Source organism: Arthrobacter sp. ISL-28 (genome assembly GCF_018613875.1).
Lineage (GTDB): Bacteria > Actinomycetota > Actinomycetes > Actinomycetales > Micrococcaceae > Arthrobacter.
This window is the reverse complement of sequence record NZ_JAGGPJ010000020.1, coordinates 15,951-32,904: the sequence shown is the minus strand read 5'-3', so window position 1 is coordinate 32,904 and position 16,954 is coordinate 15,951. Positions and strand designations below refer to the sequence as shown.

Annotated in this window: 13 protein-coding genes and 1 pseudogene; 7 read left to right on the top strand and 7 right to left on the bottom strand. The window is 65.8% G+C overall.

What is annotated here, in order from left to right; all coding sequences use genetic code 11:
• Positions 1-488, top strand: a pseudogene (locus J7E80_RS15495) (FBP domain-containing protein).
• Positions 489-568: 80 nt separating this feature from the next.
• On the opposite strand, the gene J7E80_RS15490 reads toward J7E80_RS15495, so the two are convergent.
• The 4 genes from J7E80_RS15490 to J7E80_RS15475 all read right to left on the bottom strand — a co-directional run bounded on the left by J7E80_RS15490 (position 569) and on the right by J7E80_RS15475 (position 7,488).
• Positions 569-1,333 (bottom strand): hypothetical protein, encoded by a 765-nt coding sequence (locus tag J7E80_RS15490; RefSeq protein ID WP_215053096.1) that lies wholly within the window; start codon positions 1,331-1,333, stop codon positions 569-571.
• Between the two features lie 293 nt (positions 1,334-1,626).
• Positions 1,627-5,106: an ATP-binding protein gene (locus J7E80_RS15485; protein ID WP_215053091.1), complete on the bottom strand. Its 3,480-nt coding sequence runs from the start codon at positions 5,104-5,106 to the stop codon at positions 1,627-1,629.
• Positions 5,103-6,038, bottom strand: a complete 936-nt coding sequence (locus J7E80_RS15480; RefSeq protein WP_251036949.1) for a DUF4194 domain-containing protein — start codon at positions 6,036-6,038, stop codon at positions 5,103-5,105. The genes J7E80_RS15485 and J7E80_RS15480 overlap by 4 nt, the downstream gene beginning before the upstream one ends.
• A complete protein-coding gene (locus J7E80_RS15475) occupies positions 6,031-7,488 on the bottom strand; it encodes a DUF3375 family protein (RefSeq protein WP_215053090.1) in 1,458 nt (485 codons plus the stop codon). Before J7E80_RS15475 ends, J7E80_RS15480 begins: the two co-directional genes overlap by 8 nt.
• A gap of 317 nt (positions 7,489-7,805) precedes the next feature.
• Here J7E80_RS15475 and J7E80_RS15470 point away from each other — a divergent pair, with 317 nt between their 5' ends.
• The 3 genes from J7E80_RS15470 (at position 7,806) to J7E80_RS15460 (ending at position 11,294) form a co-directional block, all read left to right on the top strand.
• Positions 7,806-8,108 (top strand): hypothetical protein, encoded by a 303-nt coding sequence (locus J7E80_RS15470; protein WP_215053089.1) that lies wholly within the window; start codon positions 7,806-7,808, stop codon positions 8,106-8,108.
• A gap of 143 nt (positions 8,109-8,251) precedes the next feature.
• Complete coding sequence (locus J7E80_RS15465; protein WP_215053111.1) at positions 8,252-10,225, top strand: acyl-CoA dehydrogenase family protein; 1,974 nt, start codon at positions 8,252-8,254, stop codon at positions 10,223-10,225.
• 400 nt (positions 10,226-10,625) lie between these two features.
• The gene (locus tag J7E80_RS15460) at positions 10,626-11,294 is read left to right on the top strand and encodes a hypothetical protein (RefSeq protein ID WP_251036948.1); all 669 of its coding nucleotides are present in this window, start codon (positions 10,626-10,628) and stop codon (positions 11,292-11,294) included.
• A gap of 36 nt (positions 11,295-11,330) precedes the next feature.
• On the opposite strand, the gene J7E80_RS15455 is transcribed toward J7E80_RS15460, so the two are convergent.
• Positions 11,331-11,738: a YchJ family protein gene (locus tag J7E80_RS15455; protein ID WP_215053085.1), complete on the bottom strand. Its 408-nt coding sequence runs from the start codon at positions 11,736-11,738 to the stop codon at positions 11,331-11,333.
• Between the two features lie 208 nt (positions 11,739-11,946).
• Between J7E80_RS15455 and J7E80_RS15450 the strand changes: the two genes are divergently transcribed.
• The 3 genes from J7E80_RS15450 to J7E80_RS15440 all read left to right on the top strand — a co-directional run bounded on the left by J7E80_RS15450 (position 11,947) and on the right by J7E80_RS15440 (position 15,151).
• Entirely contained in the window at positions 11,947-12,756 is an 810-nt protein-coding gene (locus J7E80_RS15450; RefSeq protein ID WP_215053083.1) for a hypothetical protein, read from the top strand.
• A gap of 109 nt (positions 12,757-12,865) precedes the next feature.
• Positions 12,866-13,870, top strand: a complete 1,005-nt coding sequence (locus J7E80_RS15445; RefSeq protein ID WP_215053081.1) for an aldo/keto reductase family protein — start codon at positions 12,866-12,868, stop codon at positions 13,868-13,870.
• A 171-nt stretch (positions 13,871-14,041) separates the two neighbouring features.
• Complete coding sequence (locus J7E80_RS15440; RefSeq protein WP_215053079.1) at positions 14,042-15,151, top strand: sulfite oxidase; 1,110 nt, start codon at positions 14,042-14,044, stop codon at positions 15,149-15,151.
• Positions 15,152-15,154: 3 nt separating this feature from the next.
• On the opposite strand, the gene J7E80_RS15435 is transcribed toward J7E80_RS15440, so the two are convergent.
• Entirely contained in the window at positions 15,155-15,931 is a 777-nt protein-coding gene (locus tag J7E80_RS15435) for an SDR family NAD(P)-dependent oxidoreductase (RefSeq protein WP_215053077.1), read from the bottom strand.
• Between the two features lie 28 nt (positions 15,932-15,959).
• Positions 15,960-16,784 carry a sugar phosphate isomerase/epimerase gene (locus tag J7E80_RS15430; protein ID WP_215053075.1) on the bottom strand — a complete coding sequence of 275 codons (825 nt, stop codon included), beginning with the start codon at positions 16,782-16,784 and terminating at the stop codon, positions 15,960-15,962.
• Positions 16,785-16,954: the final 170 nt, after the last annotated feature.

Below are 16,954 nucleotides of genomic sequence, written 5' to 3'. Positions count from 1 at the left end.
ATGCAGAAAATCACGCCCCAACAGATCCGCTCATCCTTCATCAACGCCAGCCGCTCTGAGGCGGCGAAGCTGAACCTGCCACGGGACTTCGATGCCCTGGACTGGGACCGGCTCGACTTCCTCGGCTGGCGGGACGAAAAGATGCCGCTCCGCGGTTACCTCGTGGTTCCCCGCCCCGAGGGCCTCACTGGCATCATGCTCCGCGCACCCGAAGGCGGAGCGAAGAAGAGCCGGTCGGTGCTGTGCGAGTTGCGCCGCGACGTCTTCTCCAAAGAGGACGTGCTGCTCTGGGTGGCCCGCCGGGCCGGTCAGTCCGGGCGCAACGGCAACACCGTTGGCATGCTGATCTGCGCGGACTTCCTCTGCTGCGGCAATGTGAGGGTAGAACCGCCGGCCAACGAGATCAATCCCGGCCGCCGTCGTGCTCCGCCAGATCGACGGGCTGATCGCGCACAGGGCAGTTCCTGGACCGTATCCAGGGCCGGTAGGCCAGGCATCCGTTGATCGGTCGGTCCGCTGGTTGAACTTGGGGCCACGCCCGGCTCCCAAGCTCAACCAGCGGCTCGGCTCAGCGGTAGGAGATGCTCAACAACAGCGCCTTGAGTGCCTGACCCTCGGCGCCCGCCAGCCAGGACTTGGCCGCGGCGTCGCTGGCGAAGGGCTTCTCGATGAACTGCACGTCAGCGACCAGCACGTCTTTTCCGACGCGAATGATGCCGTCCAGCGCCATGTCGGCGCCGGATGACGGCGCCCCCGCCGTGAGGTGCATACGGTACGTCGGGTTATCCTCCATCCGGTCCACGTAGAAGGAGTAGTGGGCGGTAGGAGCCGGCTGCTGTTGCAGGCCGGGAACCGGCTGGGTTTCGAAAACGTCCCTGGTGACCGGGTGGGTCACGCCGTCGGCAATGTGCCCCGAGTACACAGTGGCCTGCTTGTTGCCGTTGGCATCGTAGACGGTCGCCGTTCCCGACACCGGGGGCGTACTCGACCCGGTGAAGAGTTCCACTTTCCATTTGGCCGGGTACTTGAAGGACACCTTGCCACCCGGGAAGGTGAAGGTTGCCAGGTCAGCAGAACCGGGCGCGGCAGTGCCGGACCCGGCAGGACCCGGCGCACCAGCACCCGGCGCAGCATCCGCTGACGGTTTCGCACTGGAAGGTGCAGGCGTGGCTGTTGCAGCTGCAGGCTTGGCAGTCGCTGGCGCAGCGGCGGCCGTTGTTGCCGGCGCTGTCGCCTTGCTGGACGCCGACTCCGCGACCGCCCCGCAGCCAGCAAGGCTGAGGGTGGCTGCGGTCGCAAGGGCCACGATGAATGGTGCATGTGCAGGACGCATGATGGTGCCTTTCGTGAGGACGCCGTCAAGCTCAAAAGAGGGTGGCTCAGGCCCGCCGCGTGGAAGTGGTGATGACCCTGCTGGAGCGTGTGGCGAAGTGTTGGTGCTCAACACGATCGCATGCAGGAGCAGGCTCCCGGTAGCGATCGACGAATAAATCCATCGATTTGTTATTATTCCGCGCGCGGGGTTACGAAGGGGTCGCGGGAGGATCCGGTATTGGCAGCAGGAACTGCGGGAGGATCCGGGTACGCGCAGCAGGAACTGCGGGAGGGTCCGGTATTGGCGGCGCTTCAGCGCAGCACGATGTCCACGGGGTTGGCCTCGGACCGCCATTGCCCCTCGGACCCAGCCTTCGGGGAGATCACGGGAGCAGTCAGCACGCCGGAGCGGTTGGTGCGCTTGTCCCGGAGGATCTCCGTGACCGAGCCGAGGTGGCGGGACAGGTCGATCACGTTCTCCGGAGCGGCCAGGAGCAGCTGGAAGCCAAACTCGTGCAGCGCCTTGATGCCGGCCCCGGCGAATTCCTCGGAGGCCAGGACGAAAGCCTCGTCCATCATCACGGTGCCGTATGTAGTGAAGCCCTGTTCGGCGATGCCCAGCTGGTAACTCAGCGCCGCTGCCATAATGAACGCGGTGAACCGCTGCCGCTCGCCACCGGACATGGAGCCCGTATCGGCGTGCATGAACACCTCGGTCCGCTTTCCGCCCTTCTTTCCGGACGGGTCCTGGACTTCGCGGTGCTCCTTGCACTGGATGAACAAGTGCCCGCGCACGTCCAGCACCTCTGCGCGCCAGCGCCGGTCCTCCGGCGTCTGCGAACCCAGACGCTTCACGAGCGTTTCCAGGGACTTGTAGCGGTTGGTGAGCTCGGCGTCGTCGTCGGGCTCAGTACCCGACGCAGCGCCCGAAGCCGCGCGGGCCGGCCGTGAGTGCCGGGTCTTGAGCGCGTTCTGGATGGCGTCCTTGAATTGCTTGGCGGTGGCCGGCAGGGTCTGCTTGATGTCGAGCTCGAGGAAGCTGCCCTCGTGGAAATTGACCTTGGACAGGATGCCGTTCAGGGGCAGGATGCGGCTCGTGATAGAGCGCCGTTCCTCATCCAGCAGGTGCAGCAGCGTGCTGAACGACTCGTGCGTCCGCTGGTTGAAGAACTGTCGGAACTCGGCTTCCTGGGCGGGCAGGCCGTCGCTGACGATGGCGTGGTAGCGGGCTTCGAATTCACCAGCCGCGCCGATCGAGGTTCCGTGGTCAGCCGAAATCGCCGTGCCCCACTCGCGCACAAAGCCCTCGAAGATCCGGGTCAGCCGTTCGGAGGTTGCCTGGCCGCGGGATTCGGCGGCGTGCAGCTCGCCCAGCAGCTGGGTCCTGACCCGGGCGCAGAGGTTGTCCAGTTCATGCATTTCGGTCACGTCGCCGAAATCCGCGAAGTAGGGTTCCAGCGCTGCGACCGTGGACTCCGACGGCGGCGCCTGGCGCAGGCGGGTCCGCGCGGTTTCCAGCAGCGAATCGGCACTGGTGAGGCGCTGGTCCAGTGCCTTGTATTCGCTCTGCAGCACGGCGGCAGCTTCGGTGCTGGACTGGTGCTTCTGCCTGGCGGCCTCGATGTTGGCACGCAGGGGTTCGAGGTCCGCCTGCGCCGCGAGGGCGTCCTTGAGCCGCTGTTCAATCCGGGCCAGTTCATCCGCGGCAACGGCCGCAGAAACCTGCTCCCAGGTACGGTTGTCGTCGGCCACCCGCCGCAGCGCCTCAAGCTGCCGCGTCATGCCCTGGTGGGATTCCTCCCGGCTCTGAGCGAGTTCGGCGGCCTTGGCGAGCTCCTGCTGCAGGTCGGCCACCTGGGCCGCCACGAGTTCGAGCTTGGAGGCGTTGTCGAAGCCCAGCACATAGTCCTGGCGGCTGGTGAAGCGGTCGTCCTTTTCCACAGTGTGCCGGTTCCGCTTGACCACGCCGCCCAGGCTCAGGCCCTTATCGAGCCCGGCCAGTTCGTCCGGGTTTTCCACACACGGGTAGGAGAAATCGAGGGCGATGCGTTCTCGGATCCATTCGCTTGCTTGTGCGGCAGAGCTGCCCTTTGCCCCGGTGGTGAGGATGTCCAGCTTGGTCAGCAGGTCGCCGTCGGACACGTCCTCCACAGCCAGGGCGCCGCCGGCGAGCGGCTTGGACACATCGACCGCGCGCAGGGCGCCCCGGACCGAGTGGTCGTTCAGGTAACGCGTGACCGCTGCAAAGTGCTCGCCGGGGACAAGCAGCGTGGTGGCGAGGTTCCGCAGCGCCCGCTCGGCAGCCGGCCGCCACCGCTCCTCCCCCTCGGCGAGGTCGATGAGCTCGCCGCCGAAAGGCATCAGTTCCTCCGGCACGCCGGTGGCGGCCGCGATGGCCGCCCGGTTCTCGATGCTCGACGGCGGCAGCAGGGACTTTCGCGTCTTCAGCGAGACGAGCTCCTGCTCAGCAGCGGCGAGCTCGCGTTTCCTGGTCGCGTGCCCGTCGAACGCCTCGAAACGCAGCTCCTTCAGTGCCTCCGCATCATCCTTGAGCTCGGCGGACCGGGCGGCTGCCTGCCCGTGGGCCTGTTCCCAGCCCTCCGCCGTCCAGTCCAGCTGCAGGCCTGCGTCGGCCAGCGCCTGGCGGGCGGCTTCCTCCACCTGCTTCCGGAGCTTGAGGCTGACGCGGGCGTTCTCGAGGGACTGCTCGATGGACGAGATGGCGTTGCCGCCCTGGTTGTTGTACTCAGCCTCGAGCTGGCGCAGCTCCTTGGCGAGGCCGTCGCGGACCGCCCGTTCCGCTCCCAGTTCCTTGGCTTTGGCCTGCGCGAGCCCCTTGAAGCGGGCCAGGGTCTTCTCATGCACCGTGACCGCAAGCTGCTGCCGGTAGGCCTCGAACTCCTCGCCGGCGAGTTCCCGGAGCCGGTTCGCATGCAGCAGCGACTGGGCGTACTCCCGGTTCAGGTCCGGCACCGGAGCGAGCTGGTCGCGCTGCTGGCGCACGTCCTCGAGGCGCTGACGGATGGACATCAGGTTGCTGAATTCCTCGACGACGTCATCCGCCGCCGCCAGCGTGGCCGGCGCATCCAGCACCTGGTCGCGGAAGAACGTGTTGACGCTGCCGCCCAGGCCCTTGCCTGCCTGGATCACGCGGAGCAGCGGCAGGGCCTGGTCCGAGTTGATGCCAAGGAGGCGGCGGAAGCGTTCGGCGAAGGCCTTGTGGACGTCGAAGACCTGGGCATCCGGGAAGATGCCCTCCAGCGCAGCCTTGGTGAAACGCTTCTCGGCGATGTCCTCGATCGCGGGCAGGTCCAGCGGCTTGTGGTCGATCAGGTAATAGCGGCCGACACTCGATTCCGTACCGTTCTTCGGCAGATCAAAGAGGGCGGACACCGTTACCTTGGTCCCGGCCGCGTTGTCGAACGTCAGCGCGACGGCGGACCATGTGGCACCGGGGCGCTGAAAAGCACTGGCCGAGCCCTCGCCCACCGCCTTGTCGCCCACCTTGCCGCGCATGTACGTGAACGTCGTCCTCTTGTCCTCCACAGCCCCGCCCGACCGCTGGGCGGCGGCCTCATTGCTGCGCGGCCGGGCATCGAACACGCGGAGCATGGCATCGAACAGCGTGGACTTGCCCACCCCGGAGTTGCCCGTCAGCAGCGTGCCGTTGCGGTCCACGTGCATCGTGTGGGCTCCGTGGAACGTGCCCCAGTTGACCACCTGGACCAGGGCCAGGCGCATCTGGCCCGGGTTGGTGAGCTCGCCCATCGGCAGCATGGTTGCGATGCTCACTTGTCTGCTCCGTCCATGGCCGTGGCTGGGTTGGACGACGACGGCGATGCCACTCCCTGGGCGGCATCGCCGTCGCCTTCGCTCTCTTCGTCGGGAGCAGGCGACCCGTTGTCGTCGAGCTCTATCAGTGCTTCCGTGCCTGTGGGGTCTGCTGTGGCTGTGACCAGGGCTTCGATCTGGGCTGGGATGTCCCCTATGTTTTCGAAGGGGAGGGCCAGCGGGAGGGCGTTCGAGATGGTGTAGACGTCGTCCAGACCGGTGGTGAGGAGGAGTTGGCGGGCCAGGAGCTTGGTGATGGCGCGGTTGACGACGTCCGAATCGCGGAGGGCATCCTGCTGGCCTGCCGGCTGGTAGTGCGCCACGAGCTCGGCGATTTCCTCGCGGGTGATGGTGGGATCGGTCTGTGCCGTGACGTGGCGGTCCAGCAGCAGCCGGAGGCGCAGGAGCACGATCGTTTCCACCCGGCTCAGCGCGCGCTGCTGCCGCAGGATGCTGGAGCGGGCGCTGCCGCCGATGGCCTCCGGATCGACCGGGCGCAGCACCGCGATCTTGCGGTCGTGGTCCAGCTGCAGGGTGAGGAACATTTCTGAGAGCCTGCTGCGGAGAATGAGCTGGTGGTCCAGGAGGGTTGTCCAGAGCTTTTCGTCGCGGCCGCCGTCGACGTAGGGGCCCTTCAGCAGTTTCACGAGGGCCTGGCGCACCTTCATGGAGAGCACGCCCGTATCGCCCGGGAACAGCGCCGCGCCGTCGACGAAAGTGTCACTCGGGGTTACCCCGCGGGTGATGGGGCTTGTCGAACCCTCGGTCACGGTCCCCACCTGCCCCCTAACCTCGCAAGCTCGGTCAGGGAACCCGGCAGGCGTGGCCCCACGCTCGACCAGCGGGGCGGGGTCTTCCAGCGGGGCGTCCGCCGTCGTCATTTCTTCAGTCATCAGGGTCCTTCGTGAGGGTGACCACCGGAAGGTAGGCCTTGCGGGTGGTGCCGTCGATCTGCTCAAACTCGACGGCGTCCCAGGCTTCGCGGTCGAAGCCCGCGCCGTCGTGGAGGGCGTGCGAGAGGAGCGCGCGGATGGAGTTGATGTGCTGTTCCTCGGGAGGCAGCTGTTCCCAGGCTTCCCTCAGGGTCGAGGCGTCGGCAAATGCAGCCCGGATGGCCTCGGGGCGCGCCTTGCCGGTGCGCGGCGAGCGCAAGCGGTCAGAGTCGCTGAACGCGATGGGGTCGGCGAGCTTGGGCGGGGCCGCGAACTCGTCAGGGTCGAACAGCTTCACCATGGCAAGGGACTCGAAGCCGGCGTTAAACAGCACGGGGCCGCGGACCAGGCCGGGCCGTTCGCGCTCATAGGGCAGCGAGCGGATGGCCTGTTCGGCCTCGCGCAGCACCTTGCGCAACCTGACCGACTGGCGGAAGTCGTCGCTCTGCACGTAGGTGTTCAGGCTCTCGCTGAGCTTGCCGTAGATCCGCTGGATCTGGCTGTGCTGCTGGCGGAGTTCGGCCACGAGGTTCTTCAGGGTTTCGCGGTCCTCCGGCGAGAGGTCGTCCGCGAACTGCCGGCTGAGGACTTCGCCAATCGCCGAGCGGAAGCGCAGCTGCTGCTGCGGGTCCTCGAGAAAAGCGGTGAACGAGCGGAAGGTGCGTCCTTCCGGGCTTTGCCGGAGCCGCTTGTCGGCTTCCAGCACCTGGGCCATCGTGGCGCCCTTGGTCAGCGATTCCTCGATGATTTGGTTGCGCAGTTCGCCCACAAGCTCCTCGATGCGGTCGCGCATCTTCTTGTAGTCGGCGGGCAGGCTGGCCGCAAGGTCCAGGATGTTGCCGGCGGCTTCGACGGCTTCATCGTCATCGAGCAGCCCGTCGAAGTCCCCGGAGCTGATGTCCTGGATCAGCTGCTGCCGCTCCTCGATCTCCTCCTCCAGGGATTCCAGGCGGGCGCTTTGGTCTGGGTTGGTCTCATTCGCGAGCTTCTCCACATCGCCCAGCAGCGTGCCCAGCCGTGAACCGTTCAGGGTGGAGCGTTCGCTGGAAAGACTGTCCAGGAACGCCAGCACACGGGCGGCAGGTTCCGTGACTTCATAAACGATCTGCCCTGATTGGTTCCGTCGCGTCAGGAACTGCTTGCGCGTCCATTCGTCACCGAAGGTCTTGCCGTTTGCGCCGCCACCCAGCCCGGGCTCCTGGCGACGGAGCTGCTCAAGGAAGGAGTCGACGTCGGCGTGGAACTCTTCCAGCGGAAGCTGCGGCCGGGTGCGGGTAAAGGACGCCTGCAGCACCGCAATCACCCAGGGAGCGGAGCGCGTGAGCGCCCAGGCGGGCCCTTTGGTGAGGAGCTCGAGGTCCCGGAGCCGTGCGCTGATGGCGTCAGCGGAGGACGTGGTGGACCGGGGCACACACTCTCCTTCAGCTGCGTTGGGGATGGTTTCGGCAGGGGAAACCCGAAAACTGCCAAGTACAAGGTTAACGCAGTCCCCCTTTCAGCCTGCGTTGCCTGCATTCGGCTGCAAAGAATACCTGCATAAACCGCCTTCGAAGTAACGTTATGGCTGTTACTGCCGAGGTTTCTGAGACATAGCCGTGACCTACGGAGCAGTATGGTTTCGATCCCGTATCAACGCGCGCAACCGCCCCGCAGGCTGTGGATTGCACCAGCACCGCATCCTAGGCTCGTGCTACTGATTTCAACCGCAGCAAAGGCGCAGGGGGACACATGCAGTTCGACCTAAGTGCAGTGGAGACAGCCACCTTGGTATTCATCGGAACACTGGTTTTTGCCTTGGTGCTGGTTCTGTTCGTGATGGCCGCGGCATTTGCCGCACTCGTCCTGGTGGGGGTGGGGCGGCTGGCCTGGCTGATCGTCGCCGGCACGCTGCTCGCGATGGTCCATGGCCTCAATGATCTGTGGGACCGGCTGGTACACCACGCCTCCACTGTTGAATTGCCCGGAGATTTTCAGGGCCAGCCCTCCCCTAGCACCGGTACCTACCCGCGGGTAGCATTGAGGGACAGCTGAAGGGTTCTCCACCCGCGGCGGACCCAGGGCTTTAGCCGATCACCGGTTAGAGGAGATGCCCCGTGAGCTCTGCCACCGACAGTCCCGCCACTGAAAACCCTGGCGTCCGGGAACAGTCCGCCGGCACCGGCACCATCCCGACCATCGACAGCCCTGCCTCCGAGACGCCCGTAGCCGCCGAGAGGATCGGCGCGGGTGCTTCCGCCGAGGACGCCAGGGCAGTCGCGGAGGCCGCCCGCGAAACGGAGTGGGAGCAGCCGAGCTTCGCCAAGGGCCTGTATCTCGGCAGCTTCGACCTCGGCCTCATCCACCCCTGGCCCGCGGCCAAAGCCGATGACGTGGAGCGCGGCGAGGCCTTCATGGAGCAGCTCACAGCGCTATGCCGGACAATGTCCGGCCGGGTGATTGAGCGCGATGCCAAGATCCCGGACGAGTACCTTAAGGCGCTGGCTGACCTCGGCGTGTTCGGCATGAAAATTCCGCTGGAGTACGGCGGGCTGGGGCTGTCGCTGGTGTACTACGGCCGGGCGCTGGGGCTGCTGGGCTCGGTGCACCCCAGCCTGGGCGCGCTGCTCTCGGCCCACCAGTCCATCGGCGTGCCTGAGCCGGTGAAGGTTTTCGGTACCGCCGAACAGAAACGGGAATACCTGCCGCGATGCGCTGCCGGCGCCATTACCGCCTTCCTGCTCACCGAGCCCGACGTCGGCAGCGACCCCGCCCGGATGGGCAGCACCGCCGTCCCAACGGACGACGGCGAGGCGTACATTTTGGACGGCGTGAAACTTTGGACCACCAACGGTGTGATCGCTGAGCTTGTGGTGGTGATGGCCGTGGTGCCGCGGCACACCGGTTCCGACGGCACCGTCCACAAGGGCGGAATCACGGCCTTCGTGGTGGAGATGGACTCCCCGGGCATCACCGTGGAGAACAGGAATGCCTTCATGGGCCTGCGTGGCATCGAGAACGGCGTCACCCGCTTCCACCAAGTCAGGGTTCCTGCGGCCAACCGGCTGGGCCGCGAGGGCCAGGGCCTCAAGATCGCTCTCACCACGCTTAACACGGGAAGGCTTTCGCTTCCGGCCCTGTGCGTCGCCACGGGGCGCTGGAGTTTGAAGATCGCCCGCGAATGGTCCAATGCACGCACCCAGTGGGGCCGGCCGGTGGGCAAGCACGAGGCCGTCGGCAAGAAGATCGCGTTCATTGCCGCCACAGCTTTCGCCCTGGATGCCGTGTTTGAGTTGTCCGCGGAACTGGCTGACGCCGGGCAGAAGGACGTCCGCATCGAGGCCGCCCTCGCCAAGCTGTGGTCCACGGAAATCAGCTACCGGATTGCAGATGAGCTGGTGCAGATCCGCGGCGGCAGGGGTTTCGAAACCGCCGATTCGCTGGAGGCCCGCGGCGAGCGCGCCGTACCCGCGGAGCAGCAGCTGCGCGACCTGCGCATTAACCGGATCTTTGAAGGGTCATCGGAGATCATGAAGCTCCTGATCGCCCGTGAAGCCGTGGATGCCCACCTGGCTGCTGCCGGGGATCTGGCGTCCGCGGATGCGAGCCTGTCAGACAAGGCGAGGGCCGCCGTCGGGGCGTCCGGCTTCTACGCGAAGTGGCTGCCCAAACTCGTGGCGGGCGCCGGCATGGATCCGCGGTCCTACAGCGAGTTCGGCAGGCTCGCCAAGCAGTTGCGCTTTGTGGAACGGTCCTCGAGGCGGCTGGCGCGCCAGACGTTCTACGGCATGGGCCGCTGGCAGGCCAGGCTGGAGCACAAGCAAGCATTCCTTGGACGGATCGTGGACATTGGCGCCGAGCTCTTCGCCATGGCTGCGTGCTGCTCCCGGGCGGAGATGCTGCTGCGCACCGCGCCAGAGCGCGGCGCCACCGCGTTCGAACTCGCGGAGGCCTTTTGCGAGCAGGCGCGCGTGCGGGTGGACGAATACTTCGACCAGCTGTGGCGGAACACTGACGACGGCGACCGTGACCTTTCACGCAAGGTCCTGGCGGGTGATTACCAGTGGCTTGAGGCCGGGGTGCTGGACCAGTCAGAAGGTACAGGGCCATGGATCGCCGACGCTTCACCCGGGGCTTCGATCAAGGAAGACCTGCACCGGAAATACCGCTGAATGGGCGACAAACAGGCTTACCTTCGCCTGCGCGGCACGAAAACGAAATAGTAAGCATCCTTGCTATCGGCGATTGAACGGAGTTAGCTAGAAGTGAGGCCAGAGCCTCGGCTTCGGCATTGCGTTGCCCGGCTTAGACCTTGAGCCGGTCCGTTCAATGAAAGCGAGACGTTCGATGAGCAGCCCAATCGGTTCCGGGGACAGACGACCCCGGCATACCCAATCCGGGCACAGCGCCGACGACACCCCGGTCTACGATGCCACCCAGTCACGCGAGCCTGAACCGCGGAATAAGGACCTAAGGCACGGCGACCAACGGGATACCGACACTCGCGCCCTGCATACCCGGGACACTGCTGAGGCCCGGGACACTGATACGCACGACACAGAGACTCGTGCCATGAACACTCAGGAACCCTCCGCCGAGCGGGACTACACGCCGGACACCGACACGACCGCCGCTCCCCACACCGACCCGAGCCTGGCATCGAGGGAGACCGCCTCTGCCCGTGAAAAGGAGGCCTTCGGCGGGATCAAGGTTGGTTCGGCTTTCTTCGGCTGGCTGGCCGCTACCGGCATGGCAGTGCTGCTGACGGCCCTCGTGGCTGCTGCCGGAACAGCCGTCGGCCTGGCCACCGACACTGACGTCAACGAGGCAGTCGGCCGGGCAACGAGCAACCAGACCGTGGGGATCATGGGCATAGTCCTCTTGCTCGTGATCCTGTTCATCTCCTACTACAGCGGCGGTTATGTGGCCGGACGGATGGCTCGGTTCAACGGGGCCAAGCAGGGGTTCATGGTGTGGATCTGGGCCCTGATCGCAGCCATCGTGGTGGCTGTGCTGGGCATGATCGCCGGAGAACAGTTCAATATCCTGGCCCAGCTGAACAGCTTCCCGAGGATTCCGGTCAATGAAGGCCAGCTCAACACCACCAGCATCATCGCCGCCGTTGTCGTGGCGGCGGTAGCGCTGGTCGGCGCCGTGGTGGGCGGCATGGCCGGCATGCACTTCCACCGCAAGGTGGACCGTGCCGGATTCACACCCACTGCGGACTATGAGGAGCACTAGGAGCGCTGCCGTTAAGAAGAACCCATGCTGCAGAGGTCAGGCCTGGTGAAGAACGAGGGCGTCAAGGTAGTACCAGCGGCGGTCCACCCTGAGGAAGCGGCTGGTCTCGTGGTGGACGCCGCGTTCGCCGTCCTGCCTGAAATGTGCCTTGAACTCCACGGTTCCCTGGGTGTCCAGAGGGCCGCCGCGGTTCGTGGATACGATGTCCAGCCGGCGCCACTCGAGCCCGGGATCAAGCTCCAGCTCAGCAGGCCGGGTGTCCGGATGCCAGGTTTTCAGCAGGTAGCCGGCGTCCAGCAGGACGAACGCGCTGTAGCGGGAACGCATCAGCTGTTCAGCCGTCGCCGCCTCCGCCGTTCCGGCATGGAAACGGCCGCAGCACTCCGCGTACTGCTCCCCCGACAGGCACGGGCAGTTTCCGGCGAAGGGCTCTGGCTTGCTCACGGATTCCCCTGAAAATTGTGGAGGTTTACTTGCTGTTTCCGACTATATGCCTGCCGCGGAGCGGGCATCCGATAACAGGTTCGAAACAACACTAGGCGGGCCTTGTGATGAGTGCATGTCGGCAGTAAATAGTCCGTATGGTTGTTAGGGGCTGTTGTCCGCTGAGACTGTCGCGGTATGCGCAGAGGCGGACTGTTAGGAGGGTGACGTGGGAGATCCAGCAACGATTGCACTGAACCTGACGTTTTTTGGCACGGTGTTCGTAGCCTTTGTCATGTTCCTCGGGCTTTTCATCGTCTTCGTCGCGATGCTGCTGCTCGCCGGAGTCGGCCGACTTCTGGCGTTGGTCCTGATGGCGCTGTTCGGCAGGTTCCCCCGGAACGACACCATCGAGGTGGTGCGGCTGCCGGTCGATACCCAGCTCCAGGCGTCCCAGACCTCTTCTTCACGAAACACTTCCGCATCCACGGAGGCACCGAAAGCGCCCCTACCGGTTCGTGCGCCGCGTCCTCCCCGCGACTGGAAGAAGCTGCTGAGCCGCGCCGGCGTCCAAGAGGCGCTCCGCACCGCCGTCGAGCATCACCCGCTGGTGACAGCGGCGCGCCCCGTGCCGCCGGTTCTCGCGAAGGACTGGGCGGACGCTGTTGCCGCAGCGGATGCCCGCGCGGTGGCGCGGGCGCGGGCGGCTGCCGCTCCGGTAATCGATGCCCCGGTCCGGGACCTGCCCGGCAAGGGCCCTGCCACTGAGGTGGAGAAGGTTGCGCCGCTCGTAGAGACCGCGCTGGACCACAGCCCGCGTCCGCCGTTAACCCGAATCCCGGCCCCGCCGTCCCGCGCCCCCGGATCCAAGGGAGCCCAGGTTGCAATGGGATCGCAGGCCCCGGCGTCGCTGGCAAAGTCGGCCACCGAACCCCCGCTGCAGGTCCAGAAGCCCGCGGCCGCCGGGCACATGGCCATCCTTGACACCGGATCCTTGGTTTCGCTGGCGCAGCATACCGAATCCCACATCCGGTCCTGACGCAGCGGCAGGCCCGCCACCTGAAGGGTGCCCGGGCAGGGTTTACGGCAGGCAGATGACCTGCCAATATCCCTTACCTTGAGCAACCATGTCCGCTAGCGTGAAACCCATGGAATTCAGATACCTCGGTAACAGCGGCTTCAAGATCTCGGAAATCACGTTCGGCAACTGGCTGACCCACGGCTCCCAGGTGGAAAACGATGTCGCGACCCAGTGCGTGCGGGCAGCGCTCGACGCCGGCATCAGCACCTTTGACACCGCGGACGTCTACGCCAACACCGCCGCGGAGACGGTCCTCGGCGAAGCGCTCAAGGGCGAACGGCGCCAGTCGCTGGAAATATTCACCAAGGTCTACGGTCCCACCGGGCCGAAAGGCAAGAACGACCTGGGCCTGTCCCGCAAGCACATCATGGAGTCCATCGACAGCTCCCTGACCAGGCTGCAGACAGACTACGTGGACCTGTACCAGGCACACCGCTACGATTTCGAGACACCACTGGAAGAGACCATGCAGGCCTTCGCGGATATCGTGCGGCAGGGCAAGGCGCTCTACATCGGCGTCAGCGAATGGACCGCCGAACAGCTCCGGAACGGGCACGCGCTCGCCCAGGACCTGGGCTTCCAGCTGATCTCCAACCAGCCCCAGTACTCCATGCTGTGGCGGGTCATCGAGGAAGAGGTGGTCCCGGCGTCGGAAGAACTCGGCGTCTCCCAGATCGTGTGGTCACCCATGGCCCAGGGCGTCCTCAGCGGCAAATACCTGCCCGGCGAGCCGCTGCCCGAAGGCAGCCGTGCCACCGATGACAAGGGCGGTGCCAAGATGATCCAGCGTTGGATGCGCGATGACGTGCTCGCCGGTGTGCAGGAGCTCAAACCGGTGGCCGAGGAGGCCGGGCTGACGATGCCGCAGCTGGCGGTCGCCTGGGTGCTGCAAAACCCCAACGTGGCTTCCGCCATCATCGGGGCCTCCCGTCCGGAGCAGATTGCCGACACCGCGGCGGCGTCGGGCGTCAAACTTGAGCCGGAGACGATGAAGAAGATCGATGCCGCCATCGGCGAGTTGGCTGAGCGTGATCCTGCCCAGACGAAGTCCCCTGCCACACGCGAAGCCTAGGAGCGGCGGGCAGGACCCGATGGGACTCGAGGAGTGCCTGAAGCTGCCGCAGATCTAGGTCCCCAGGCAATTCCCGCGGCTCAAAAACGGCATTGACGGTACTGCGGGCGCGGCGTAAACCTGAGAAATGGGGGCCCGTCCGTCCGCAGCACCGAGCAGAATCGCAATGCCATGTCCAAGCTGATCTACAGACGCCGCCAGTCCGCCCGGCACAGACCGCATTCAGGGGAGCCCACCTACGAGGCGCTCACCCCTGAGGAGCTGCAGCTCGCGGCACGGAACCACGCGATGCCTCTGGAGGCGCTCCGGGAGGACATCACGCCGCCCGGGCTGCATTACATCCTGACGCACTTTGATATCCCGCACGTCGACCCCGGGGCTTGGCACCTGCGGATCGGCGGGGCCGTGGAGCGGGCACTCGAGCTGAGCCTCGCAGCGCTGAAGAAAGACCCGGCGATCAGCCTCCCGGTGACCTTGGAGTGTGCCGGCAACGGGCGCTCCCTGCTCAAACCGAGGCCGCTGAGCCAGCCGTGGACGCTCGAAGCCGTCGGAACAGCATTGTGGACGGGTGTTCCACTGGCCTATGTCCTCGCGCAGGCCGGAGTGGAGCCCGAAGCCGTCGAAGTCGTATTCACCGGGCTGGATGAGGGGATCCAGGCCGGCATCCGGCACCAGTACGCGCGGAGCCTGCCGATCGCGGAAGCGATGCGCGGCGACGTCGTGCTCGCCTACAAGATGAACGGCAGCGAGCTGCCGCCCCAGCACGGCTACCCGCTGCGGCTCGTGGTTCCCGGCTGGTACGGCATGACAAGCGTCAAATGGCTGCAGTCCATCCAGGTGGTGACCCGGCCGTTCCACGGCTTCCAGCAGGAGGTCGCGTACCGCTACCAGCACAACGCGGACGACGCCGGCACACCGGTTTCGCGGATTAGGGTTCGCTCGCTGATGATCCCCCCGGGCATTCCCGACTTCTACACGCGGCGGCGGGTCCTCCCCCGCGGCCCGGTGACGCTGCGCGGCCGCGCCTGGTCGGGCGAAGGCGCCGTGACGGGCGTGAACGTCGGAATCGACGGCAAATGGATACCCGCGCAGCTGGACACACCTGCCGGCGCCTTTGCCTGGCGCGGCTGGAGTGTTCCGTGGGTGGCCGATGCCGGCGAGCACGAACTGATCTGCCGGGCCACTGACGCCACCGGCGCCATCCAGCCACTCGAGCAGCACTGGAATTACCAGGGCATGGGCAACAACGTGGTCCAGCGGGTGAAGGTCACGGTGGAGTAGCCACTAGTGGATGTGGCTTCCACCGTTGATGTCGATGGTGGTTCCCGTGAGGTAGGCCGACTCCTCCGAGGAGAGGAAGGTGATGACGGCGGCGATCTCCTCGGTGGTGGCGTTGCGTCCGAGGGGAATGCCAGCGTTGATGGCGGCCTCCTGCTCCTCCGTGCTGCCCACCCGGATGTTCGTGTCCACGGCACCGGGGGTGATGGCGTTGACGGTCACGCCGGTGGCACCGATTTCACGCGCCAGGGCCTTGGTGAAACCAAGGATGGCTGCCTTCGCGGCGGAGTACGGAACCTTGCCGAAGACACCGCCGCCGCGCTGGGCGGAGACGGAGGACATGTTCACGATCCGGCCCCAGCCGCTGGCGATCATGTCCGGCAGGAAGGCCTTGGTCACGAGGTAGGTGCCGGTGGAGTTCACGGCCATGACCTTGTTCCACAGTTCCAGCGTGGTTTCCAGGAAGGGCACCGGCGAGGTGATGCCGGCGATGTTGGCCAGGGCGCCCACGGCCGGAAGGGTGCCGGCGCTGACTTCGGCTGCCACCGCCTTGTAGGCGGCCGTGACGGAATCTTCGCTGGCCACGTCGATCTCATAGCCGAAGGCCGGCACGTTGAATTCATTGCCGATTTCCGCTGCGACCTTGGCAGACTTCTCGCCGTCAAGATCCAGAATCACCACGGCCCAGCCCTCACTGGCGTAGCGGCGTGCGGTGGTGATGCCGATGCCCCGGTCCGAAGTGGCCCCGGTGAGGACGGCAGTGCGCTGAATGGTGGTGGTCATGATGCTCCTTGATGGTTTTTTGAGGTGGTCAGATGAAGTCGGTAAGGAAGCTGGCCGCTTTGGCTGCGGCAGCCGGGCGTTCGTCATTGGTGACGTCCCGGGTCTCAAGTTCGAGGGAGAAGTGGCCGGTATAGCCGTGCGCTGCCAGTGAGCGCAGTCCGGCGGCGAAGTCCGCCTGCCCGTTGCCGATGCTGAGGTTGATGTTTCCGGGAACGGCATCCCGCAGGTGGACATGGGCGATCAGGCCCTGGTGGCGTTCGATGTACTCCAGCGGGTCCTCGCCGGCCGCCACGATATGGCTGAAGTCCATCACGATGCCGACGCCGGTCCCTTCCAGCCGCCTGGACAGCAGTTCCGCGCGCTCCAGGTTCCAGCAGAATCGGAGGAAGTGCAGGGACTCGGTCCAGAGTTGGACGCCGAACTCACCTGCGCGCTGCCCGGCCCGGATCAGCTGCGCCGCGATCGTGTCCAGATCCTCGTCAACACTCCGGACCGGATCATGGCTGAGTGCGCCACAGGGAAGGACCAGGGCTTTCGCCCCGGTGTTGGCCGCCAGGGTGAGCAGTGCGTCAAGGTGCCGATCGCGTGCTGCCTGCCGGCCGTCGTCGAGCACCGCATTCAGATCTCCGATGTCGCCGTTGACGGACCGGGTGCGGAGACCGCAGGCGGTGACTTCCGCTGTCACGGCGTTGACGGCCTCCGCATCGAGCTCATACGGGACGTGGTCGCAGACGCCGGGGAGGGCGCCGAGATCGATTTCATCAAAGCCAAGCCTGGTGATGGTGCGGAGCGCGGCGGGCAAGTCCTCGTGGCGGAAGCTGATGGATGAGCACCCGAGCCGGGAGTGGAACATCGTCGTTGATCCTCTGGTCGTGCATTGCAGGCGGTAGTGATGAGGACCACAGTAGTTGGCGCCACTGTTAACAGTCAACCTCTGAAGTTGACCGTTGACAGCAGCTCATGATGCAGGTCACACTGGCATATCACCTGTTAACAGTCGACATCGCTGAGGCAAGGCTTTCA